Raw genomic sequence first — 22,307 nt, forward strand, 5'->3', positions numbered from 1 at the left:
TAGTTTCGCCCATGTCGATCGGTCAGACCTTTCTCGGGCTCCTGGAGTCCAGCCCCCGGCACGGCTACGACCTGAAGAGGGCGTACGACGAACGGTTCGGCCATGCCCGGCCGCTGCACTTTGGACAGGTCTACTCGACCCTGTCCCGGCTGCTGCGCAACGGCTTGGTGGAGGTCGACTCGGTCGAACCTGGCGAGGGCCCCGAGCGCAAGCGGTACGCGATCACCGAGGCCGGGGTGACCGACGTCGGGCAGTGGCTCGCCCAGCCCGAAAGGCCCGAGCCCTACCTGCAGAGCGTGCTCTACACCAAGGTCGTGCTCGCGCTGCTCACCGGCCGCGCCGCCGCCGATCTGCTGGACACCCAGCGCGCCGAGCACCTGCGGCTGATGCGCGAGCTGACCCGGCGGAAGGCCGAGGGCGACCTCGCCGAGCAGCTCATCTGCGACCACGCTCTGTTCCATCTGGAGGCCGACCTGCGCTGGCTGGAGCTGACCGCCGCCCGCCTCGACGAGCTGGCGACGGAGGTCCGGGGATGACCGGGGAGCCGCTGCTGGTCGCCGAGGAGCTGCACAAGTCGTTCGGCCCCACACCCGCCCTCGCCGGCGCCTCGCTCGCCGTACGGGGCGCGGAGGTGGTCGCGGTGATGGGCCCGTCCGGCTCGGGCAAGTCCACCCTGCTGCACTGCCTCGCCGGCATCGTCCGGCCCGACTCCGGCCGGGTGCGCTACCAGGGGGTCGACCTGAGCGCCCGTTCCGACGCCGAGCGCAGCGCGCTGCGCCGCCGGGAGTTCGGGTTCGTGTTCCAGTTCGGGCAGCTGGTACCCGAGCTCACCTGCCTGGAGAACGTGGCGCTGCCGCTGCGGCTGGAGCGCGTCCCTCGCCGCGAGGCCGAGCGGCGGGCCACCGAGTGGCTGTCCCGGCTGGAGGTCATCGAGGTGGCCGGCAAGCGGCCGGGCGAGATCTCCGGCGGGCAGGGGCAGCGGGTGGCGGTGGCCCGGGCGCTGGTCACCGGTCCCCGGGTGGTCTTCGCGGACGAGCCGACCGGCGCGCTCGACTCGCTGAACGGCGAGCGCGTGATGCGCCTGCTGACCCGGGCGGCCCGGGAGACCGGCGCCGCCGTGCTGCTGGTGACCCACGAGGCGCGGGTCGCCGCGTACTCCGACCGGGAGGTGGTGGTCCGCGACGGCCAGGCCCGCAGCGTGGAGCAGGTCGCGTGACCGGGGTGGGAACCCGCCGGCGCGGCGGGCGGACCGGGGCCGCGCTGGGCGACCTGCTGATGGGGGCCCGGATGGCGGTCACCGGTGGGCGGGACGGCTGGACGCGTACCGCGCTGACCGCGCTCGGCGTCGGCCTCGGCGTGGCGATGCTGCTGCTCGCGGCGGCCGTGCCGGGTGCCCTCCAGGCCCGGCAGGCGCGCGGTGACGCCCGCGACGACCTGCGGATCGGCCAGGAGCTGCCGGCGGCGGCGAACACCCTGCTCGTGGCGCAACTCGACACGATGTTCCGCGGCCAGCCCGTCCGGGGCCGGATGCTCCGCGCCGAGGGCCCGGCCGCGCCGGTGCCACCGGGACTGAGCGCGTTGCCCGGCCCGGGCCAGGTGGTCGTCTCCCCGGCGCTGAAGACGTTGCTGGACTCCCCCGACGGGCCGCTGCTGGCGCCCCGGCTGGGCGGCGCCCGGGTCACCGGCACGATCGGTTCCGACGGGTTGGCGGGCCCCCGGGAACTCGCCTTCTACCTGGGCAGCGACACCTTGCCGGCGGATCGGGCGACGCGCCTCGACGCGTTCGGCGGTGGGCTGCCCGGTGAGGGGTTCGGACCAGTGCTCACCCTGCTTGTGGTGGTCATCTTCGTGGTGCTGCTGCTGCCCGTGGTGGTCTTCCTGGGCGCGGCGGTGCGCTTCGGCGGCGAACGCCGCGACCGGCGCCTCGCCGCCCTCCGGTTGCTCGGCGCCGATGCGGCGATGGTGCGCCGGATCGCCGCAGGCGAGGCCGCGGCCGCCGCGCTGCTCGGGATGGTCGCCGGTGGCCTGTTCTTCACCGCGGGCCGGCAACTGGCGCCGCTGGTCGCCCTCTGGGACCTCAGCGTCTACGCCGCAGACGTCCGGCCGGTGCTGCCGCTGGTGGCGGCCGTCGTCGTCACCGTGCCGGCGCTGGCAGTCGGGGTGACCCTGGTCGCCCTGCGCGGGATCGTGATCGAGCCGCTCGGCGTGGTCCGGCGCGGCACCCCGGTCCGGCGCCGCCTCTGGTGGCGCCTGCTGCTGCCGGTCGCCGGTCTGGGCCTGCTCTACCCGTTGGCGCGGAGCACGGCGGGTCGCCCCGGCACGTCGGACTGGCAGGTGGCCGTCGGCGCGGTGCTGCTGCTGAGCGGCACGGTGACCCTGCTCCCGTGGCTGGTCGACCTGGTGGTGCGCCGCCTCCGCGGCGGTCCCGTACCGTGGCAGCTCGCGGTCCGCCGGCTCCAGCTGGACAGCGCCATGTCAGCACGGCTGGTCAACGGGGTGGCGGTCGCGGTGGCCGGCACCATCGGCCTGCAGATGCTCTTCGTCGGAGTGCAGGACGAGTTCACCCGGCCGAGCGGGCAGGACACCTCCCGCGCCCAGGTCGACATCCGGCTGCCGGCGCCGCCGGACGCCGCTGCCGCGTTGGCCCGGCTGGCTGCCACCCCCGGGGTCGTCCAGAGCGTCGGCACGCTGACGACCGGGGTCAGCTGGCACGCCGCCGGATCCGGGGGCGCCGACCGGTCCGCCCTGGAACTGCGAATCGGCGACTGCGCCGCCTTGGCCGAGTTCGCCCACCTCGACTCCTGCACCGATGGGGACGTGTTCGTGGCGCGACCATCCACACCGGAGCAGCAGATCGTCGGCTTCACCCCCGGCGCCCGCCTCACGTCCGGCGACGGCACCGCCACCTGGACGCTGCCGGCCCGTACCCGCGACGTGCCGGCCCGGGTGGAACCGACCGGCCGGCTCACCGGCGCGCTGCTGGTCACCCCGAGCGCCGCCGACCTGACCCGGTTCGGCCGGATGGACGCCAACGCGCTGGTCAGCATCGACCGAGCCGACCCGGACGCGCTGGAGCGGGTACGCAGCACCGCCGCGAGCATCGACATGCTGGCCTCGGTCACCACGCTCACCGATTCCACCGAGTCCCGACGGTTCGTCAACGTGCGCCGCGGCCTCTACATCGGCGCGGTGGTCACCCTCGCACTGATCGGCCTGAGCATGCAGGTCGGCGTGCTGGAACAGCTGCGGGAACGGCGGCGGCTGCTGGCCATGCTGGTCGCCGTGGGCACCCGACGGGGCACGCTGGGCTGGTCGGTGCTGGGGCAGACCGGGGTGCCGGTGACGATCGGACTGGTGCTCGCGGTGGCCTTCGGGCTCGGCCTGGGCGCCGCCCTGCTCCGGATGGTCGGCGCTCAGGTCGTGGTGAGCTGGCCGGTGGTCGCCCTCGGCGTCGGCCTCGGCGCGGCCGTGGTGCTGCTGGTGACCGTGGCGAGCCTACCGGTGCTGTGGCGGCTGACCCGTCCGGACGGGCTGCGCGCCGAGTGAGGCGTAGCGGCCCGCCCGGCGGTGCCTCCGTCCACAGGGAATCGTGGGGCGGGTCACGTCGGCCCGGTAGATCGTCGAGCTGCATGAGGCGGACCTGACCGATAGGTTGAGGTGGTGCTGCCCGTAGCGTTCGCCCCGCCCCTCTGGGCCGCGACGCTGCGCACTCTGCGGAAGCTGGCCCGGCTGGCGGTGACGGCCCTGGTGCTCGTCGTCGGGCTCGGCGGCACGGCCGCCTCCGCCGCCCCCGCCGAGGCCTTCCGGCCGACCGCGGAGCCCGGCCAGGTCGCCGCGTTCCCGCTTCCTCCAGCTACGTTCGCCGCCCCGGCGACCAGCGGCCAGAGCGCCGGCGCCGGCGGGTGGGTCGCCGCCCCGAGCGGCGCCGCCACAGCCGAGCGGGCCACCGGCACGCCGGGCGGTCGCCCGACCGGGGCCGGCGTCGGGCGGCCGGTCGGATCTTCCGCCCTTCCGGCAGCCTCCGCGGCCGGCCCGGCCCTCGTTGACCCGGGTCGGGACGCCGTCGGCCGGCGCGGTCCGCCGCGCCACTGATCCCGCCGACCGCCGTCGGGAGGTCCCGCCGCCAAGCGGCCCTGCTGAGTCCCGGCCCTGGTACGGCCCTGCCGAGCCCCACCCGCGCTGGCGCCTGCTGATTGCCCGCCGAGCCGATCGGGTACGGCCATCCGGACCGTTCCGCGCCGCCGTCGAGCCCCGGCCGACCTCGCCGACCGGTCCACGGACCCTTCAGTTCCTAACGATCCGCCACGAGGTGCTGGTGATGCAGACCGTCTTCTCCACCGTCCTGCCCGACGTCCCACAGGCCGCCGGGATCTGGTTGGCCCTGCTCGCCGTCGCGGCGATCGCCGTCGCCGCGCTGATCGTGCGCCCGGACCGGTTCCGGTCGGTGCTCGGCGACCGGATCAGCGAAGCCGCGATGCCGAGCAGCTTCGAGCTGGCCGAGGAGGCCCGGGAACGGGCCCGCTACGCGCAGGAGGTGGCGGTGGCCGCGGAGCGCGCGACGACCACCGCCGAGCGGCGCCGCACCGAGTGGCTGGCCGTCCAGGAGGAGGCCGAGGCGACCTGGCGGGCGTACGAGGCGGCGGAGGAGGACGTGCGCCGGCTGGCGGCCGCCGCCGCGCTGCCGCTGCCACGTACGCCCCGGACGCCCGCCGAGTACGCCGACCGGGAGCGCTGGCTGCACCGGGCGGCGCTCGACGCGCAGTGGCGGCGGGAGATCACGGTGGAGCAGCTCAGCGACATCCTGGGTCACCGCGGATGGGATCCGAGCCGGCACCCGGTGGAGCAGGAGCTGCTGCTGAAGCGGCTGGTCCGGGACAACCTGCGTACCCGGCAGCAGGTGGCCCGGGAGCGGGAGCAGGCCGCCTGGCGGGCAGCCGAGCTGGCCGCCGCCGCCGCGCGCAGCCTCCGCGAGGAGGCGTACACGGCGACCGGCCGGGCACCCGGGGCGCAGTCGCTGCTCGCCACTGTGGACCTGGCCCGCGCCGCCACCGGTCAGGAGGTCGCGGCGACCCGGGCGGCGACGGAGACCACCCGGGAGACCGCGACCGTGGCCCGCGGTCGGGCGGCCGTGCCGGCGTACTGAGGCGGCGGTGGCCGGTTTCGGATAGCGTGACCCTGTGTCCCGCGAGACCTGGATCCTGGTCGTGCTCGCCGCCGTCGTCGCGCTGGCGACGCTGGTCGGGGCCGTGCTGCTCGCCGTCCGGGTGGTGCGCACCCGCCGGCTGCTCGGCGCGCTCGGGGTGGGCGGCAAGGTCGCCTTCTACGGCGCGCTGATCTACACGATCCTTCCGGTGGACGTGCTCCCCGACCCGATCTACCTGGACGACATGGGTGTCCTGGCCGGTGCCCTGATCTACCTCGGCCGGCAGGTCCGGAAGCACCGGGCGGCGCAGCGCCGGCTGCCCGGCCCGGCGGAGTCGCCGGAACCGGGTCGGCTCCGCGGTCCCGTGTCATGATCGGGCCCGGACCGGCGGTCGGCCCGGGTCGACGGACAGGGGACGGAACATGGCGGGCGACCACCGGTTGGACGCGCACGACGAACGGGTCACCGCGTTCTTCCGGGTGCGGCACCTCGCCACGCTGACCACCCTGCGCGCGGACGGCACCCCGCACGTCGTACCGGTGGGGGTCACCTTCGACGCGGACGCCGGGCTGGCCCGCGTGATCACCTCGGGAACCTCCGCCAAGGCCCGGCACGTCGCGGCGGCCGGCCGCGACGGCACCCCGGTCGCGGTGTGTCAGGTCGACGGCCGGTGGTGGCTGACCGTGGAGGGCCGGGCGGTGCTCCGCCGCGATCCCGGGTCGGTGGCCGAGGCCGAACGCCGGTACGCCGAGCGCTACCGCCAGCCGCGGCCCAATCCGGAGCGGGTGGTCATCGAGATCGCGGTGACGCGCCTGCTGGGCAGTCTGCCCGCCGCCGACCCGTCCGTCTGATCGCTGCCGGCACTGCACCTTCGGGCGCGCCGGACCGTGCGGCGAGCGATATACCGGTCAGTCATAAATATGCCGCTCAGGTATATCGCTCCTCAGGCATACCACCCCGACGGGCGACCTCGGCGCGGGCAATCGGCCCGGATGTCCGGTTTTTGGCCGGCCGCCGTCACACCGCCGGTGGAATCACGGCGGGAGCCGGGTCGTTACATCCTCCGTACGACCGAGCACGACGGCCGAGCAGGACGGCCGAAAGCCGAGCGCCACTCAAGGTGCTGCGCCTCCGTACCCCCGGAGCCAACCCCGAATGGAGCTTCGACATGAACACGATCATGCGTAACAGCATGCTGTCCGTCGCCGGTCTGATCATGTCCGGTGGTGTCATCGCCGGTCCGGCCGTGGCCGCGCAGGCCGCCCCGGCGCAGGCCAAGCCGGTCAGCTCGATGACCGCCGACAAGAGCACCGGCAAGGGCGAGCGCCGCGCCAACTACCAGTACGAGGCGCAGCCGAACTTCTACTACTGCGGCCCGACGTCGACCGCCATGGCGCTGTCCGCCGAGGGCAAGTTCGTCGGCCTCGACGAGCTGGCGCAGAAGCTCGGCACGACCGAGAACGGCACCGACTCTGCCTTCGACGTCACCCGCGTGCTCAACGAGTACAGCGGTGGCAAGTACAAGACCACCGAGATCCGTGACGACGTGGCCACCAAGGAGCAGGTCGAGAGCCTGCGGGCCGATGTCAAGGCGGCGGTGGACGACGGTCGCCCGGTCGTCGCCAACGCGATGGGCACCGCGCTGGACATCGACGGTGTGCAGCACGGCTTCCCCGGCCACTACGTGACCGTGGTGGAGTACAAGGACGACGGCAACACGGTGATGATCGCCGACCCGGCCAGCCCGAACGAGCCGGAGTACTGGATGGACGTGACCGAGCTGGCCAACTGGATCGCGGGCCGCGGTTACAGCTCCTGATCCAGGAGCACGACCGACGAAGGGCCGGTCTCCCCGAGCGGGAGGCCGGCCCTTCGTCGTGATCAGGACCGGTCGGCCCGGGCGACCCGACTCGGTAGAATGTGGACGTGCCACGGCCGGTGATCTTCGATCTCTTCCACACCCTGGTGCACGGCGCCGACGACGAACGCGACCGGGTGGTCGGCGAGATGGCCCTACTGGTCGGGGTGGAGCCGGCGGCGCTGGTCGGCGAATACCACGCCACCTGGCGAGACCGGCTGGTCCGCTGGGACGTGGAGGAAACCGTCCGGATCCTCGCCGGGCGGCTCGGCGGCACACCATCGGACGAGGCGGTGACCCGGGCCGGGGCACATCGGCGCGCGTTGGCCCGCCGGGTCCTGGCCGCGGTGTCACCGGCCACCCTGGACGCGCTCGACGCGCTGCGGGCCGCCGGCCACCCGCTCGCCCTGATCAGCAACGCGACGTCGGAGACATTCGAGGCGTGGCCGGCCAGCGCCCTCGCCCGCCGGCTGGACGTGGCCGTCTTCTCCTGCGAGATCGGCGTGGCCAAGCCCGACCCGGCGATCTACCGCACCGCCGCCGAGCGGCTTGGCGTCGCGCCGGCCGCCTGCGTGTACGTCGGCGACGGCGCGGACGGCGAGCTGGCCGGCGCGGCCGGGGTCGGCATGACGGTGCTGCGGACCATCGAGCACAACGACACCGACCCGGCCTGGGACGGCCCGGCGCTCGCCACCCTCGCCGAGCTGCCCGCCCTGCTGCGCCGCTGAGAATTTCCCCCGCCGGAAACGCCGCGGCCTCCCGCCCCGGGTCGGGACGGGAGGCCGCGGTCGGGTCGTCAGCGGTTCAGAATCCTGGCGAGCACGTCGTGCACGTGGGTGTTCGGGTGCTTGCCGGTGAACTCCTCCGCCAGCGGGCCGTCGGCGGTGACCGGCACGTCGACGCCGGTGTGGCCGCTGGTGGTCCAGTCCAGGTTGAAGGTCAGGTTGCTGCCCTTGATCGGGAAGGGCCGTCCTCGGCAACAGGCCACCGGCATCGCGACCCCGGACCAGCAGGCCGCTCTGCCGGCTCACGTCGGGGAAGATGGTCTCGTCCCGGTTGGCCTCGACGCCGAATCATGCTCCGACTGCGGATAGTAGCGAGATCCGTCGATCCAGACCAGCGGCTCCGGTGGAGATTTCCGCTGACCGGAAACGCCGCTCCCGGGCCACCGACGGTGCGGCGGCCCGGGAGCGCGGTGCGGTCAGCGCCGGTCGGTGTCGCCCTCGCCGCGACGCCACCCACGCGCCCGGCGTGCCGGGCCGGGTGATCGCCGGACCGGGCCGGGATGCCGGCCACACCGGGCCGGGGTGTCGGATCGGGACGGTGCGGGTACCGTGCGGCCACGATCGAGGAGGGTCGACGTGGCCGAGGACGATGCCGGGCGGACGCCCGAGGTGACGGCGGAGCGCACCTCCGCGCCGGGGCCCCGACAGGCGTGGGCGGGGTTGCCCTGGCCGGTCCGGACCGCGGTGACGTGGAGCGCCTGCCTGGTGGTGGTGATCGCCGGGTCGTGGCTGCTGGGCAAGATCGCGGTGCTGCTGGCACCGCTGGCCATCGCGCTGGCCGGAACGCTCTTCCTCACCGCCCTGCTCGACCCGGTGCTGCTCCTGCTGCGCCGGCTCCGGGTGCCGGCGGCACCCGCCGCCCTGCTCACCATCCTGCTGTTGCTCGGGGTCCTGGTCGGGGTGGGCGTGCTGGTGTGGAACCTGACCGCGAGCCAGTTCGGTGAGCTGAGCCAGCAGCTCGACCAGGGCCTGGCACGCAGCCGCGACTTCGTCACCTCCACCCTGCCGATCACCGACGCCCAGCTGGACCGGCTGATCCAGCAGACCCGGGACGGGCTGAGCGGCAGCGCCCCGGACCCGGTCGGCGGGGCGCGTACCGCCGCCGAGGTGGCCGGTTCCGTGCTGCTGGCGCTGGTGCTGCTCTTCTTCCTGCTGAAGGACGGCCGGTCGAAGTGGCGGTGGGTACTGCGCCGGATGACCGGCCCGAACCGGGCGATCACCGCGGCGGCCGGTCGGGTGGGCTGGCGGACGCTCGGCTCGTACAGCCGGGGCACGATGATCATCGCGGCGATCGACGCGCTCGGCATCGGGCTCGCGCTGGTGCTGCTCGGGGTGCCGCTCGCCCTGCCGCTGGCGCTGATCACCTTCCTCGGCGGGTTCGTGCCGATCATCGGCGCGACGGTCGCGGGCGCGGTGGCGGTGCTGGTCGCCCTCGCCGCGAACGGCCCGACCACCGCGCTGCTCACGCTGGCCGCGGTGATCGCCGTCCAGCAGATCGAGGGCAACCTGCTGGAACCGCTGATCATGAAGCGTCAGGTGCAGCTGCATCCCGCCGTCATCCTGGTCGTGGTCACCGCCGGCACGCTGATCGCCGGCATCGCCGGCGCGTTCGTGTCGGTGCCCATCGCCGCCGTGACGTGGCGGGTCATCGACACCGTCCAGCGCCACCGGGAGCCGTCCACCGCGCCACCCGCCTGAGTCACGCGGACCGGAAGATCGGGGCGGCGCGGCCTGGTCAGGCGGGGACGGCGAGGCGGTTGGCGAACCAACCGGCGGCCTGGTCGGCGACCTGGTCGAGGGTGCCGGGCTCCTCGAAGAGGTGGGTGGCGCCGGGGACGATCCGCAGCTCCGCGACGTCGCCCAGCTCGGCCTGCGCCTGCTCGTTGAGCACGATCACCTGCTCGTCCAGGCCACCGACCAGCAGCAGCGTCGGCGCCCGGACCTTCGACAGGGCGGTGCCGGCCAGGTCCGGCCGGCCGCCGCGGGAGACCACCGCCCGGACCCGGTCCGGCCGGGCGGCGGCGGCGACCAGCGCGGCCGCGGCGCCGGTGCTGGCCCCGAACAGCCCTACCGGCAGCGGACCCAGGTCGGGATCGGTGGCCATCCAGTCGACGATCGCGGCCAGCCGGTCGGCGAGCATCCCGATGTCGAAGCGCAACTCGGCGGTGCGGGCATCCACCGCGTCCTCCGCCGGGGTGAGCAGGTCGACCAGCACGGTGGCCAGCGACCGGTCGTTGAGCACGTGGGCGACCGCCACGTTGCGCGGGCTGTGCCGGGAGCTGCCGCTGCCGTGGGCGAAGAGCACCACCCCGGCTGGCCGCTCGGGCAGGATCAGGTCGGCCGGCAGGCCCTCGTCGGCCACCGGGATCGTCACCTCACGCGTGCGCATCTCCACCTCCGCAACCGCCGGCCGACACGGCCGACCGGCGGCGCATACCCCGGTGGGGCGGCCCGCTCACCTGTTGCGTTGACGTTGGCGGCAAGGTTTAGCGTGACGTCGAGGGCGGGCGAGGGAGGTCGGATGCTGATCGGTGAGCTGGCGGAACGTGCCGGCACGAGCACTCGCACCCTGCGGTACTACGAGACCCGGGGGCTGGTCCGACCGCGCCGGTCCGCCAACGGCTACCGGGTCTACGACGAGGCGGAGCTGCGCGTCGTCCACGAGATCCGGGCGCTGCTGGCGGTGGGCTTCGACCTCGACGACATCCGGCCGTTCGTGGCCTGCCTGCGGGCCGGCAACAGCTCCGGCGACGTCTGCCCCGACTCGGTCGCCGTGCTGCGCCGCAAGCTCGCCGAGGTGGACGACTACCTCGACCGGCTCGGCACGGTACGGCGGCAGTTGCACGACCAGTTGGCCCGCGCGATCGCCCACCGGGAGAAGACATGCCTCAGGACACGGAACAGGCCCGACTGACCACCGTCACCGACGCCACCTTCGCCGCGACGGTGCTGGCCAGCACCCGGCCGGTGGTGGTCGACTTCTGGGCGGAGTGGTGCCCGCCGTGCCGGGCCGTCTCGAAGCACCTGGCGGAGCTGGCCGCGGAGTTCGGCGACGCGCTGCTCTTCGCCACGCTGAACTCCGACGAGAACCCGGCCACCACCCGGGCGTACGGGGTGATGTCGATGCCGACGCTGCTGGTCTTCCGGGACGGCGAGGTGGTCGGCTCGATCGTCGGCGCCCGACCGAAGAACCACCTCCGGCTGAGTTTCGCCGGGCACCTGGAGGGGTGAGCGGCCGTTTGCCGCCGGGCCGATCGGGAAGGCGACCAGGGACCGTAGATCGGCGCAGCCGCGCCCCGACGGATCGCGAGGATCGTCATGGCTCAGCAGCAGGACAGGTCCCGGCAGCAGATCGCCGAGCTTGAACGGCAGGAAAGGGACGCCGAGCACGCCCGGAACTTCGGGGACGAAGCGGCCGAGGCCCGGACACCGGAGGACCCGCGGGCGGTGGCGCCCCGGGACGCGGCGGGCCGCCCGTCCAACGGCCGCCAGTTCTGACCGCGCCGGCGCGTCCCCGCCCGTCCGGGCGGGGACGCGCCGCGTGCCTTGCCGCTCAGGTGGCGTTCTCAGGCAGGTGCAGCAGCGGCTCGCGGCCGGGTGGCTGCTCCGGCTGTGGACCGGACGCGTGGGCCGCCGGCACTGGCACGGTGACCGGCCGGTCTCGGGTGACCCGGATCGCCTCGCCGTGGTGGCGCAGCTCCAGCACGGCGTCCGGCCCGCCGTGCCGCAGCGAGTACGTCGTCTGGTGCGGCCGGACGTCCACCCGCAGGTGCATGGACCGCCACTGGAGCGAGAACTCGAGTCGGCTGAGCCGGCTGGAGAGCCGTGGTGAGAAGGACAGCGTCCCGTCGTGGTCGCGCAGGCCGCCGAAGCCGGCGACCAGGGCCATCCAGGCGCCGGCCAGCGAGGCCATGTGCACGCCGTCGCGGGTGTTCTCGCTCAGGTCGTGCAGGTCCATCAGGGCGGCCTCGCGCAGGTAGCGGTGGGCCAGCTCCGGGTGACCCACCTCGGCCGCCATCACCGCCTGGGTACAGGCCGACAGCGACGAGTCCCGCACGGTGCGGCGCTCGTAGTAGAGGAAGTTGCGCAGCTTCTGCTGGCCGGTGAAGGCGTCCCCCCGCCAGTGCATGGCGAGCACCAGGTCGGCCTGCTTGATCACCTGCTTGCGGTACAGGTCGAAGTACGGGTAGTGCAGCAGCAGCGGGTACTTTTCGGGCGGGGTGTGCTCGAAGTCCCACTCCTGCAACCGGGTGAAGCCCTCGACCTGCTCGTGCACGTCGAGGTCGTCGTCGTACGGGACGTGCATGGCGTGCGCGGCGTCCCGCCAGGCGGCCGCCTCCTCCTCACTCACCCCGAGGTCAGCCGCTTGGTCCCGGTAGTGCATCGCGCAGTCGGCGGCGGTCAGCAGGTTCCGCTGCGCCATCAGGTTGGTGTAGATGTTGTCGTTCTTCACCGCGGTGTACTCGTCCGGGCCGGTCACCCCGTCGATGTGGAACTGGCCGTCGCGGTCGTGGTGACCCAGCGAGCGCCACAGCCGGGCGGTCTCCACCAGCAGCTCCAGGCCGATCTCCCGCTCCAGCCCCTCGTCCCCGGTGACCAGGACGTACCGCCGCAACGCATCGGCGACGTCGGCGGCGATGTGGAACGCTGCGGTGCCGGCCGGCCAGTACGCCGACGACTCCGGCCCCTCGATGGTCCGCCACGGGAAGGCGGCGCCGGCCAGGTTCAACGTCCGGGCCCGCTCCTGGGCCGGCGGGAGGGTGGAGAAACGCCAGTGCAGCGCGTCCCGGACCGCGCTCGGGTGGGTGTAGGTGAGCACCGGCAGCACGAACATCTCGGTGTCCCAGAACGCGTGCCCGTCGTAGCCGGGCCCGGTCAGCCCCTTCGCCGCGATGGGTCGACGCTCGGCCCGGGCGCCGGCCTGGAGCACGTGGAACAGCCCGAAGCGGACTGCCTGCTGCACCTCCGGGTCGCCCTCCACGCGTACGTCGGCGGCGTCCCAGAACTCGTCGAGGTATTCGCGCTGCGCCCGGCGGAGCCCGTCCCAGCCGTCCAGCCGGGCGGCGGCCAACCCCGCGCCGACCTGGTCGCGCAGCGCCGGCAGGGACCGCCGGCTGGACCAGCCGTACGTCAGGTACTTGACCACCCGCAGCGCCTGGCCGGGCTTGATCCGGCAGCCGATGGTGGTGCGGACCCAGTCCTCGTACCCCTCCGACCCGATGGTGGTGCGCTCCGGGCCCTGCACGTCGTGCGCCATGGCGGCGGCGACCCGCAGGCCGCTGACCTTGGTGCGGTGGATCAGCAGCCCGCCGTCGTCGGTGGTCAGCTCCTCCTCGGCCTGCAACGGCGACTCCAGCACCGCGGCCACCCGCGGGTCGCGGCTCTGCGCCGGCAGGTTCTCGTTGGCGACCAGCTCGGACTGGAGGATCAGTCGGATCGGCCCGTCGACCGCCTCGACCTCGTAGTGGATCGCGGCGACCGCCCGCTGGGTGAACGACACCAGCCGGGTGCTGCGGACCTTGACCTCCCGCCCGGCCGGGGAGCGCCAGTGCACCTCCCGGTGCAGGGTGCCGGCGCGCAGGTCGAGGGTCCGCTCGTGGGCGAGGAGCTCGCCGTACCGGACGTCGAGCGGTTCGTCGTCGACGAGTAGCCGGATCAGCTTGCCGTTGGTGACGTTGACGACGGTCTGGCCCGACTCGGGGAAGCCGAACCCCGCCTCCGCGTACGGCAGCGGGCGCAGCTCGTAGAAGGAGTTGAGGTAGGTGCCGGGCAGGCCGTGCGGCTCACCCTCGTCGAGGTTGCCGCGCAGCCCGATGTGCCCGTTGGAGAGGGCGAAGACCGACTCGGACTGGGCCAGCACGTCCATGTCGAGGCGGACCTCCCGGACGTGCCACGGTTCGACCGGATAGGCGCGTTCGCGGATCATGCCACTGGCTCCTTCAGCAGCTCGGCGAGGTCGGTGACCACCACGTCGGCGCCGTGCGCGCGCAGCTCCTCGGCCTGGCCGACCCGGTCGACCCCGACCACGTACCCGAAGCCGCCGGCCCGGCCGGCGGCGACCCCGGCGAGGGCGTCCTCGAAGACGGCGGCGTTCGCCGGGGCGACCCCGAGCAGGTCGGCGCCGGCGAGGAAGGTGTCCGGGTGCGGCTTGCCGCGCAGCCCCCGCTCCCGGGCGACCACCCCGTCGACCCGGGCCTCCAGCAGTGGGTCCAGCCCGGCGGCGGCGACCACGGCCCGGCAGTTGGCGCTGGCGGAGACCACGGCCCGGCGCAGCCCGGCGGCGGCCGCCGCCTCCAGGTAGGCCACCGAGCCGGGGTAGACGTCGACGCCGTCGGTGTGGATCCGTTTGAGCAGGATGACGTTCTTGCGGTTACCCACCCCGTTGACCGTGTCCGCCTCGGGCGGGTCGTCCGGCGTGCCCTCGGGGAGGGTGATCCCGCGGGAGGCCAGGAAGGAACGCACCCCGTCGGCGCGCGGCCTGCCGTCCACGTACCGGTTGTAGTCCGGTCCCGGGTCGAACGGGCGGTACGGCTCGCCGGTGGCCGCCGCGCGGTCCCGCAGGAACGCGTTGAAGGTCTCGGTCCAGGCGGCGTTGTGCACCTTGGCGGTCTGCGTCAGCACACCGTCCAGATCGAAGAGACAGGCGGTCACATGAGCGGGTAGGCCCAGCACGGTATGAATCTATCCAGCGATCCGGCCGGACAAACCCGATTCGTGCCGGCGTCAGCGGTTCGGGCGCAGCGTCCAGACCACGGTGAGCACGGAGGTGACCGTCCCGTCCTCGGTGCCGATCTCGATCTCGACCGGGAACTCGGGCCGCTTGCCGGCGTCCAACTCGGCGATCACCTCCGCCGGCGGGCGGCCGAGCCGGGCGGTGGCGAGCACCGGGCCCATGGCCACCTTCCGGTAGGCGATCTCGGCGCGGACGGCCAGCGGCACCGCCCGGTCGAGCACCGGCCCGAACGCGGCGAGCACCACCGCGCCGGAGGCGGTCTCCCCGAGGGTGAACATCGCCCCGGCGTGTGGGCCGCCGACATGGTTGTGGGTGGCCGGCGAGTCGGGGAGCCGGACGACCGCACGGACGCCGCCCTCCGCCTCGGGCGCGACCTCGACGAATTCGATTTCGAGCGTGCGGGCGAACGGCACGGCCTCCAGCAGACCGGCCGCCACCTGGCGAGAGTCGATGGACATGCCCAGACGCTACTCGCCGGTAACTTCCCCGGCAAGACCCGCCCGGCCGCAGGTCACGATCAGCGCCAGCCGATGTCGATCCGGTCGCCGCGCTCGTCGAAGAAGTGCAGCGCGTCCATCCGGACCTGCACGGCCAGCGGGTGACCCGCCGACACGGCCGGGTACGGGGCCAGCCGGACCGCCAGCTCGGCGGGGCGGCGGTGGTGACGGCCCGGGTCGTTGAGCACGCTGGTCCGGTTGCCCCCGCCGGTCGGGGCGGAAACCGGCGCCTCGGCGGCCCGGCCGGTCAGCCGCTGCATGACCTGGCCGAATCGGCGCAGGCCGCGCTGGCCGTTCTCGCCCGACTCCACCGGGCCACCCATCTCGTCGACCATGATCGCGGTGGCGCCGATGTCGAGGAAGGCCAGCGACTCGTGCCCGTGGTGCTCCAGGTAGCGGATCCGCCCCTGGAGCACGTCGCCCTGGGTGTCCGGGGCGACCGGGGTGAGCGCCTCGGCCCGCATCCCCACGATGATCCGCTCGCCGTGGTAGTGCGCCACCGCCCGGCTGCGGATGTCGTCCCAGGGCAGGTAGAGCGCCTGGTCGCCGAGGTTGAGCGTCACGTACCGGTCGAGGTGGACGTAGACCGAGGCCTCCAGCAGGTTCATCCGCGGGCTGCCCAGGAACGCGGCGACGTAGAGGGTGGCCGGTCGGCCGTACACCTGGGTGGGGGTGCCCACGTCCTGGAGCACGCCCTTGCGCATGATCGCGACCCGGTCGGCCATGGTCAGCGCCTCGGCCTGGTCGTGCGTGACGTAGATGGTGGTGACGCCCAGCTGCCGGGTGAGACCGGAGATCTCCGCCCGCAGCTCCGCGCGGAGCCCGCTGTCCAGGTTGGACAGCGGCTCGTCCATCAGGAACAGCCCGGGACGCCGCACTATCGCCCGCCCCATCGCCACCCGCTGCCGCTGGCCGCCGGAGAGCTGGCTCGGCTTGCGGCCGAGCACGTCGCCGATGCCCAGCGCGCTGGCCACGTCGCCGACCCGCTCGCCGCGGGGCGCCGGCTCCACCCCGGCCAGTCGCAGCGGGAACGCGATGTTGTCGCCCACCGTCATGTGCGGGTAGAGCGCGAAGTCCTGGAAGACCATGGCGATCTTCCGCTCCCGGGGTGGCAGGTCGTTCGCCAGCTCGCCACCGAGCATCACCGCGCCGGTGGTCGGATCCTCCAGACCGGCGACCATCCGCAGCACGGTGGACTTGCCGCAGCCGGACGGGCCGAGCAGCACCATGAACTCGCCGTCGTTGACGTCCAGATTGATGGTGTCGACCGCGACTGTCCCGTCCTGGAATACCTTGGTCACATCCTTGAGCGCGACGGTGGTCACCGTCTCCTCCCCCAGCTCGTCGGCCGAATCCGGGAATGACTGTGACGAGGATCATCGGATCAGCACATCGGGTAAACGTGCGATGTTCGTCTCGTGACAGACCTATTAAGCGGGATCGGTAGGCCCCGATCGGTTAGGTAACCGGCGAGTAACCATTCAGGCCGGTTCGTCCAGGAAGACCCGGCGGACCACCCGCTCGGCGGCGTGCCCGTCGTCCAGCGGGCAGAACCGGGCCCGGAACCGTTGCCGGGCCTGCTCGGCGGCCGTCGACCGGACCGCGTCGGAGCGGAACAGGTCGAGCAGTCCGGGGAAGTCCACGGCCACCGCGCCCGGCGGTTCCGCCAGCAGGTCGAAGTAGACACCCCGGGCCACCCGGTACGCCTCCCAGTCCGGCGCGTAGACGACGATCGGCCGGTCCAGGACGGCATAGTCGAACATCGCCGACGAGTAGTCGGTGACCAGCACGTCGGCGGCGAGGTAGAGGTCCTCCACCCGGTCGTGGGAGCTGACGTCGAGCAGCCGCTCGGCCGCCGGCCCCCCGGGCCGCCGGGCCCGGTCATGGAAGTAGTGGCTGCGCATCAGCAGCCGGCCGGCCGGCCCCAGCACGTCGAGCAGCCGGTCCGGGTCGAACGGCGGCCGCCAGCCCGGCAGGTGCTCCCGGTGCGTCGGCGCGTAGAGCACGACCCGGTCGTCCGGGCCGATGCCCAGCTCCGCCCGCATCTTCCGGGCCTCATCCGGGGTGGCCAGCGCCAGCCGGTCGTTGCGCGGATAGCCGACCTCCAGCGTGGTGTACGCGGCCGGGTACGCCCGCTCCCACATCTGCGTCGAGAAGCCGTTCGAGGTGACGCTGTAGTCCCAGCGGTCCACCCGGCGCAGCAGCTTCGCGAAGTCCATGCCCACCGCGCCGACCGGGTACCGCTGCTGGTCCAGGCCCATCACCTTGACCGGCGTGCCGTGGTGGGTCTGCACGTGCACCGAGCCGGGCCGCTTGCGGACGAAGTCCGGGAAGTTGACGTTGTTGACCAGCCAGCGGGCCCGGGCCAGCGCCCGGTAGTAGGCCGGGGTGCCGGCGACGACGTACTCCACGCCGGGCGGGAGGGTGCCGACCCGGTCCCGCCGGACGACCCACACCCCGCGTACCTGGGGGGCGAGCTGGCGGGCGGCGGCGTACACGGCTGCCGGGTTGCAGGCGTACCCCCGGTACCAGTAGGCGGCGTAGACGGCGAGCGTCGGGTCGAGCGGCCGGTGCAGCTCGGCCCGGTAGTACTCACGCAGCGCCGCCGCCCGGGTCCCCCGGGCGGCCCGCCGGGCCACCGGCAGCACCCGGCGGCGGGCCTGCCGCACCGAACGCCGGGCGGCGTCTCCGGCCAGGTTGGCGCCGCGCAGCGCGCTGAAGGTACGCCACCGGCCGGCCGCCACCAGCCGGTGCTTCAGCCCTTCGACGCCGCCGGGCACCGGGTAGCCGCCGGGCGGCCGGAACCGGTTGAAGTCGGCGTGGATCTGGGCGAAGAACGCGGGCCGCAGCTCCGGGGCGATCCGTTCGCCGTTGCCGAGCACGGTCAGGTAGTGCCAGATCATCCGCTCGAAGACGGCGGGCCGCAGCTCCGCGACCGCCGGCCCCCACTCGTCCATCAGCCGGAACACCCGGTGCCACTGGGCGAACACCTCGAAGTGCCGGTCGCCCCGGGTCCGGGTGATCGCCCCGGTCCGCCGCTGCCGGTAGTTGAGGCAGACCCGGTCCAGCACCCCGATCCGCTCGGCGGCCATCAGCACCGGGTAACTGAACGAGACGTCCTCGTACCAGCCCGGGGCGAACCGGAGCACCCGGTGGTCGACGAGGAACTGCCGGCGGACCAGCCGGTTCCAGGCGGTGTGCAGCAGCCGCATGGTCTCCGGCCGGTCCCGCAGCCGGAACGTCACCTCGTCGGGCGGCTCCGGGAAGACGTCGCGCATCGCGCTGCGGGTGCCGACGTTGTTCCAGTGCGTCCGGACGTGGTCGACGATCAGCACGTCGGGGCGGGTGTCGACGAGCCGGTCCGCGACGTGCGGCAGGCAGCCGGGGACCAGCCAGTCGTCGCCGTCGACGAACCAGACGTACTCGCCGACGGCCCGGTCCAGCCCGGTGTTGCGGGCCGGACCGAGGCCGACGTTCTCGGTGAGCAGGACCGGGCGGACCCGGGGGTCGCGGGCCGCGTACTCGGTGAGGATCTCGCCGCTGTCGTCCGGGGAGGCGTCGTCGACGCCGATGACCTCCAGGTCGGCGTACGGCTGGTCGAGGATCGAGTCGAGGCATTCGCGCAGGTAGCCCTGCACCAGGAAGGCCGGTACGACGAAGCTGATCAGTGTCATCCCGGCCTGGCCCTCCGTCAGCCCGGCGAGCGGTCACCTCCGCCAACCGGGACCAGCGTGCGTCGGGCGCGGGCCGGCAGAATCACCCAGGCGAGGACCACACTCGCGACGAAAACCACGAGAAGGTACGCACCGAGTGTAGCCAGAGCGATACTCACAATTCCGGCGATTGACGCGACGGCCAGCAACGCCGAGCGCACCTCCCAGCCCAGCGTGGCGGCGTGCAGCGGCGGCGCCGCCTGCCGCTTCTCCAGCCGCGCGGTCAGGTCGTAGTGATGCAGGGTGAGCACGAAGACGTACCCGAAGATCAGCCACGCCGGCGCGTGGCCCGCCACCCCGACGGCGATCGCGAAGAGATACTCCCCGGCCCGCAGCGCGGCCGGCACCAGCCAGTCCAACGGCCCGTCGTGCGCCGCCCGCGCCCCCAGCGCACCGGCCAGCAGCACCAGCAGCCCGACCGACACCGCCCAGCCGGGCAGCCGGTGCCCGGCGTGGACCGTCACCAACGCCCAGACCAGCAGGCCCGCCGCGCCCGCCGCGCCGAACACCGCCAGCGCCAGCGGCCCGCGCGTCACCGGCAGCGTCCGGGCCAGCGGGCCGTCGTCGCGGTGCAGGCCGGCGTCGACCGTGGTCAGCACCGGCACCCGCATCCAGCGGGCCCGCAGCGTCCGCAACGCCCCGGTGTACGCGAACGCCAACGTCCCCCACACGAGCACCGCGCAGAGCGCCACCAGCGGTCCGAAGAGCGCGGCAGTCACCGCCATCAACGCCCACCGCTCGCCGATCGGGAAGACCACCGTCCGCTTCAGCCAGTACGACACCGAGCCGGTGTCCGCCTGCACCTTCGTCGAGGCGGCGTTAAGCTTCCCGCCGATGCCGCCGGCGTCCCCGGTCGCCGGGCGGGGCCGGCGGGCGGCCTCGTCGTGCAGCACGCCGTACCAGGTGTCGGTCATGTGCCGGACGGTCTGCAGGGTCATCGCGGCGATGGCGAGGGCCCAGCCGTAGCGGAACCCGGCGTGCGTGGCGCCGTAGCCGAGACCGGCGTAGACCACGTACTCCTTGGCCCGGTCGGCCATGGTGTCCAGCCAGCCGCCCCAGGCGCTGAAGTGCCGGGTGTAGCGGGCCAACTGGCCGTCCACGCAGTCCAGCACGAAGCCCAGGTAGAGCAGGACCGCCCCGGCGACCAGCGCGGGCCGCCCGCCGACGCCGAAGAGCACCGCCGCCGCCACCGCGAAGACCACCGAGATCATGGTGACCGCGGTCGGGCCCAACCCGATCCGGGCCGCCGCCTTCGTCACGTACGGCGACCAGGTGCTGACGAAGAACGTGGTGAAGAAGTCGTCCCGCTCCTTCACCGACAACCGCAGCTCCGCCTTGTCCTCGTCGACCGCGGCCACGGCCGCCTCGGCGGCGGCCCGCCCGGCCGGGTCGGCGACCCGGTGCGCGACGAGCAGGCGTACCCGATGGGCGAAGGCCAGGGTGCCGCGGGCGGCGAGGTCGGCGAAGAGCCGGTCCACCGCGGACGCCGCGGCCACCGCCCGCGGGCCGCCGCCGGCCACCGCCGGCTCGGCCGCGGCGGAGCCGTCGGTCGACGCGGCGCCGGCGCCCGGGGCGGTCGTGGCCGCGCGGGCGGCGGCGGCCAGCGCCGGCAGGTCGTCGGCGCCGACCCGCAGGGCGCCGCCGAAGACGCCGGTCGCGTCGGCCAACTCGCCGGGCGCGCCCACCGCGACCACCTGGCCGCGCTCCTCCCGGACCGCGACCTGCCCGGCGGCCGGCGGGTCGGTGAGCACCAACGCCACCGTCGGCCCCACCGGGCTGGTCGCCAGATGCTTGAGTACGGCCGTGTGCGCGACCAGGTCGGTGCCGCTGACCAGCACCGTTCCGGCCGCGGCATCGACCAGCGCGGCCAGCTCGGACAGGTCCGTGGCGATGCGGACGTCGGCCACCCCGGCCCGCCGCCACTGCCCGGCCAGACTCTCCCCGGCGTGGTTCGTCCCGCCCGCCGCGCCGGCGGCGAGCACGATCGCGAGCGTCACCGCTGCGCCGCGCTGGCGTAGGCGGCGAGCGCCTCGTCGATCGTCCCGTCGACGGTCAACCGACCCGCGTCGAGGTAGAGCCCCCGACGACAGAACCGGGTGAGGTCCTTTTCGTTGTGTGACACCAGCACCAGCGTGCGCCCTTCCGCGAGAAGTCGCTCGATGGTCGCATAGCACTTCGCGCGGAACTCGGCGTCCCCGACCGCGGTCACCTCGTCCACCAGCAGGATGGGGTGCGGCAGGTGCGCGATCACCGCGAAGCCGAGCCGGACCTTCATCCCGGACGAGTAGTGGCGTACCGAGGTGTCGATGGAGCGCTCGACCTGCTCACCGGCGAACGAGACGATCTCGTCGAAGTGCCGGCGCAGGTAGCCGGTGGAGAGCCCGTGCAGGCCGCCCACCAGGTAGAGGTTCTCCCGGCCGGTCAGGTCGTTGGAGAAGCCGGCGGAGAGTTCCAGCAGCGGCGCCACGTCCCCGTGCACCCGGATCCGACCCTCGTCCGGGATCAGCACCCCGGCGATCAGTCGCAGCAGCGTGCTCTTCCCGGTGCCGTTGCGCCCCACCACGCCGACCGTCTCGCCGGCCTCGATCCGGAACGACACGTCGCGCAGCGGCCAGAACTGGCCGGTGGCGGCGTTCCGGCCGCCCCGGTGGATGAGCAGTTCCCGCAGCCGCAGCTGGCGACGCCGGTTGCGGACGAACCGGATGCCGAGGCCCTCCGCCTCGATGATCGCCATTCACAGTTCCTTGAGCACGGCCGGTTCGAGCCGACGGAACGACCACCAGCCGAACGCCAGCACCAGCAGGCTGCCCAGCACGGTGGTGGCGAGCAGCCGGGCGTCCGGGAACTCGTCCGGGTACCAGATCGCGTGCTGCAGCTGGAAGATCCCGACGAGTGGATTCAGCTCGTACGCCACCTTCACCCAGGTCGGCATGCCGGAATCCCGGACCAGGCTGAGCGGGTAGATGATCGGGGTGGCGTAGAACAGCACCCGGATGATCAGCCGCATGAACCGCTCGATGTCCCGCATCAGCACGTTCCACGCCGACAGCAGCAGCGCGACCCCCACCAGCAGGACGAGCTGCACGGTGACCGCCAGCGGCAGGGCGAGCAGGGACCAGCCGAGGTGGATCTTCCCGTGCGCGGCGTACGCCACGGCGATGCCGATCAGGATGGGCAGGCCGGCGGCGTACTCGGCGAAGCGGCCGGTGACCCGCCCGATCGGGAAGACCTGCCGGGGCACGTTCATCGTGGTGATCAGCCGGGCCTGGCCGGTCAGCGCGTTCGTCGCCTCGTTGATCGCCGAACTCGCCCACATCCAGGCGAAGATGCCGGTGATCAGGAACAGCGGGTACGAACCCGCAGCGTCGCCCAGGTGCCGGCGGGTGGCCCCGGAGTAGAGCACCCCGAACACGAACCAGTAGATCGCCCCCATGCCGAGCGGCTCGATCAGCGACCACAGGTAGCCCAGCACGGACTGCTGGTACTTCACCGCGAGGTCCCGCTTGACCAGGATGCGCAGCGAGTTGCGGGCCGACCAGAGCGCCGCGACGCCTGTGGTCACCGTGCCCTCCTTCGCG

At 73.5% G+C, this 22,307-nt stretch carries 23 protein-coding genes; 13 read left to right on the forward strand and 10 right to left on the reverse strand.

Annotated features, from left to right (window positions below; translation table 11 throughout):
* Positions 1-11: 11 nt before the first annotated feature.
* From OG799_RS26150 to OG799_RS26190, 9 genes are all read left to right on the forward strand, one after another.
* Positions 12-536 (forward strand): PadR family transcriptional regulator, encoded by a 525-nt coding sequence (locus OG799_RS26150; protein ID WP_406038486.1) that lies wholly within the window; start codon positions 12-14, stop codon positions 534-536.
* The gene (locus OG799_RS26155; protein WP_406038488.1) at positions 533-1,216 is read left to right on the forward strand and encodes an ABC transporter ATP-binding protein; all 684 of its coding nucleotides are present in this window, start codon (positions 533-535) and stop codon (positions 1,214-1,216) included. Before OG799_RS26150 ends, OG799_RS26155 begins: the two co-directional genes overlap by 4 nt.
* Positions 1,213-3,546, forward strand: coding sequence for an FtsX-like permease family protein (locus tag OG799_RS26160; protein ID WP_406038490.1), 2,334 nt, complete (start codon positions 1,213-1,215; stop codon positions 3,544-3,546). The genes OG799_RS26155 and OG799_RS26160 overlap by 4 nt, the downstream gene beginning before the upstream one ends.
* A gap of 114 nt (positions 3,547-3,660) precedes the next feature.
* On the forward strand, positions 3,661-4,092 hold the full coding sequence (locus OG799_RS26165) for a hypothetical protein (protein ID WP_406038492.1): 432 nt from the start codon (positions 3,661-3,663) through the stop codon (positions 4,090-4,092).
* Positions 4,093-4,318: 226 nt separating this feature from the next.
* Entirely contained in the window at positions 4,319-5,143 is an 825-nt protein-coding gene (locus OG799_RS26170; RefSeq protein ID WP_406038494.1) for a hypothetical protein, read from the forward strand.
* A gap of 34 nt (positions 5,144-5,177) precedes the next feature.
* Positions 5,178-5,516: a hypothetical protein gene (locus OG799_RS26175; protein ID WP_406038496.1), complete on the forward strand. Its 339-nt coding sequence runs from the start codon at positions 5,178-5,180 to the stop codon at positions 5,514-5,516.
* A gap of 49 nt (positions 5,517-5,565) precedes the next feature.
* Positions 5,566-5,994: a pyridoxamine 5'-phosphate oxidase family protein gene (locus OG799_RS26180; protein WP_406038498.1), complete on the forward strand. Its 429-nt coding sequence runs from the start codon at positions 5,566-5,568 to the stop codon at positions 5,992-5,994.
* 317 nt (positions 5,995-6,311) lie between these two features.
* A complete protein-coding gene (locus OG799_RS26185) occupies positions 6,312-6,962 on the forward strand; it encodes a C39 family peptidase (RefSeq protein ID WP_406038500.1) in 651 nt (216 codons plus the stop codon).
* Between the two features lie 107 nt (positions 6,963-7,069).
* Positions 7,070-7,729, forward strand: coding sequence for an HAD family hydrolase (locus OG799_RS26190; RefSeq protein ID WP_406038502.1), 660 nt, complete (start codon positions 7,070-7,072; stop codon positions 7,727-7,729).
* A 68-nt stretch (positions 7,730-7,797) separates the two neighbouring features.
* Here the strand turns inward: OG799_RS26190 and OG799_RS26195 are convergent, their stop codons facing one another.
* A complete protein-coding gene (locus OG799_RS26195; protein ID WP_406038504.1) occupies positions 7,798-7,995 on the reverse strand; it encodes an alkaline phosphatase in 198 nt (65 codons plus the stop codon).
* A gap of 367 nt (positions 7,996-8,362) precedes the next feature.
* Here OG799_RS26195 and OG799_RS26200 point away from each other — a divergent pair, with 367 nt between their 5' ends.
* Complete coding sequence (locus OG799_RS26200) at positions 8,363-9,484, forward strand: AI-2E family transporter (RefSeq protein WP_406038506.1); 1,122 nt, start codon at positions 8,363-8,365, stop codon at positions 9,482-9,484.
* A 37-nt stretch (positions 9,485-9,521) separates the two neighbouring features.
* Here OG799_RS26200 and OG799_RS26205 read toward each other — a convergent pair whose 3' ends face one another.
* Positions 9,522-10,175: a dienelactone hydrolase family protein gene (locus OG799_RS26205; protein WP_406038508.1), complete on the reverse strand. Its 654-nt coding sequence runs from the start codon at positions 10,173-10,175 to the stop codon at positions 9,522-9,524.
* A gap of 132 nt (positions 10,176-10,307) precedes the next feature.
* On the opposite strand from OG799_RS26205, the gene OG799_RS26210 reads away from it, so the two are divergent.
* From OG799_RS26210 to OG799_RS26220, 3 genes are all read left to right on the forward strand, one after another.
* Positions 10,308-10,700, forward strand: a complete 393-nt coding sequence (locus tag OG799_RS26210; protein WP_200213657.1) for a MerR family transcriptional regulator — start codon at positions 10,308-10,310, stop codon at positions 10,698-10,700.
* A complete protein-coding gene (gene trxA, locus OG799_RS26215) occupies positions 10,670-11,017 on the forward strand; it encodes a thioredoxin (RefSeq protein ID WP_406038510.1) in 348 nt (115 codons plus the stop codon). The genes OG799_RS26210 and trxA overlap by 31 nt, the downstream gene beginning before the upstream one ends.
* An 87-nt stretch (positions 11,018-11,104) precedes the next feature.
* Positions 11,105-11,284: a hypothetical protein gene (locus OG799_RS26220; RefSeq protein ID WP_406038512.1), complete on the forward strand. Its 180-nt coding sequence runs from the start codon at positions 11,105-11,107 to the stop codon at positions 11,282-11,284.
* 55 nt (positions 11,285-11,339) lie between these two features.
* Here the strand turns inward: OG799_RS26220 and OG799_RS26225 are convergent, their stop codons facing one another.
* From OG799_RS26225 to OG799_RS26260, 8 genes are all read right to left on the reverse strand, one after another.
* Positions 11,340-13,712 carry a glycoside hydrolase family 65 protein gene (locus OG799_RS26225; protein ID WP_406038514.1) on the reverse strand — a complete coding sequence of 791 codons (2,373 nt, stop codon included), beginning with the start codon at positions 13,710-13,712 and terminating at the stop codon, positions 11,340-11,342.
* On the reverse strand, positions 13,709-14,458 hold the full coding sequence (locus tag OG799_RS26230) for a beta-phosphoglucomutase family hydrolase (RefSeq protein WP_406038516.1): 750 nt from the start codon (positions 14,456-14,458) through the stop codon (positions 13,709-13,711). The genes OG799_RS26225 and OG799_RS26230 overlap by 4 nt, the downstream gene beginning before the upstream one ends.
* 51 nt (positions 14,459-14,509) lie before the next feature.
* The gene (locus OG799_RS26235) at positions 14,510-14,977 is read right to left on the reverse strand and encodes a DUF4442 domain-containing protein (RefSeq protein ID WP_406038518.1); all 468 of its coding nucleotides are present in this window, start codon (positions 14,975-14,977) and stop codon (positions 14,510-14,512) included.
* Positions 14,978-15,036: 59 nt separating this feature from the next.
* Positions 15,037-16,341, reverse strand: coding sequence for an ABC transporter ATP-binding protein (locus OG799_RS26240; protein ID WP_406038520.1), 1,305 nt, complete (start codon positions 16,339-16,341; stop codon positions 15,037-15,039).
* A gap of 156 nt (positions 16,342-16,497) precedes the next feature.
* Complete coding sequence (locus tag OG799_RS26245) at positions 16,498-18,690, reverse strand: CDP-glycerol glycerophosphotransferase family protein (RefSeq protein ID WP_406038522.1); 2,193 nt, start codon at positions 18,688-18,690, stop codon at positions 16,498-16,500.
* 17 nt (positions 18,691-18,707) lie between these two features.
* The gene (locus OG799_RS26250; RefSeq protein ID WP_406038524.1) at positions 18,708-20,726 is read right to left on the reverse strand and encodes a DUF5941 domain-containing protein; all 2,019 of its coding nucleotides are present in this window, start codon (positions 20,724-20,726) and stop codon (positions 18,708-18,710) included.
* Positions 20,723-21,463 carry an ABC transporter ATP-binding protein gene (locus OG799_RS26255; protein WP_406038526.1) on the reverse strand — a complete coding sequence of 247 codons (741 nt, stop codon included), beginning with the start codon at positions 21,461-21,463 and terminating at the stop codon, positions 20,723-20,725. Before OG799_RS26255 ends, OG799_RS26250 begins: the two co-directional genes overlap by 4 nt.
* Positions 21,464-22,291, reverse strand: coding sequence for an ABC transporter permease (locus OG799_RS26260; protein WP_406038528.1), 828 nt, complete (start codon positions 22,289-22,291; stop codon positions 21,464-21,466).
* Positions 22,292-22,307: the final 16 nt, after the last annotated feature.

Origin of the sequence: Micromonospora sp. NBC_00898, assembly GCF_045207895.1 — a bacterium.
Classification (GTDB): Bacteria; Actinomycetota; Actinomycetes; order Mycobacteriales; family Micromonosporaceae; genus Micromonospora.

Coding starts and splice junctions, on each gene's coding strand:
- OG799_RS26210 (WP_200213657.1), top strand. CDS start 10,308: ATGCTGATCGGTGAGCTGGCGGAACGTGCCGGCACGAGCACTCGCACC.
- trxA (WP_406038510.1), top strand. CDS start 10,670: ATGCCTCAGGACACGGAACAGGCCCGACTGACCACCGTCACCGACGCC.
- OG799_RS26170 (WP_406038494.1), top strand. CDS start 4,319: ATGCAGACCGTCTTCTCCACCGTCCTGCCCGACGTCCCACAGGCCGCC.
- OG799_RS26155 (WP_406038488.1), top strand. CDS start 533: ATGACCGGGGAGCCGCTGCTGGTCGCCGAGGAGCTGCACAAGTCGTTC.
- OG799_RS26225 (WP_406038514.1), bottom strand. CDS start 13,712: ATGATCCGCGAACGCGCCTATCCGGTCGAACCGTGGCACGTCCGGGAG.
- OG799_RS26245 (WP_406038522.1), bottom strand. CDS start 18,690: ATGACACTGATCAGCTTCGTCGTACCGGCCTTCCTGGTGCAGGGCTAC.
- OG799_RS26220 (WP_406038512.1), top strand. CDS start 11,105: ATGGCTCAGCAGCAGGACAGGTCCCGGCAGCAGATCGCCGAGCTTGAA.
- OG799_RS26235 (WP_406038518.1), bottom strand. CDS start 14,977: ATGTCCATCGACTCTCGCCAGGTGGCGGCCGGTCTGCTGGAGGCCGTG.
- OG799_RS26205 (WP_406038508.1), bottom strand. CDS start 10,175: ATGCGCACGCGTGAGGTGACGATCCCGGTGGCCGACGAGGGCCTGCCG.
- OG799_RS26255 (WP_406038526.1), bottom strand. CDS start 21,463: ATGGCGATCATCGAGGCGGAGGGCCTCGGCATCCGGTTCGTCCGCAAC.
- OG799_RS26185 (WP_406038500.1), top strand. CDS start 6,312: ATGAACACGATCATGCGTAACAGCATGCTGTCCGTCGCCGGTCTGATC.
- OG799_RS26195 (WP_406038504.1), bottom strand. CDS start 7,995: ATGCCGGTGGCCTGTTGCCGAGGACGGCCCTTCCCGATCAAGGGCAGC.
- OG799_RS26180 (WP_406038498.1), top strand. CDS start 5,566: ATGGCGGGCGACCACCGGTTGGACGCGCACGACGAACGGGTCACCGCG.
- OG799_RS26150 (WP_406038486.1), top strand. CDS start 12: ATGTCGATCGGTCAGACCTTTCTCGGGCTCCTGGAGTCCAGCCCCCGG.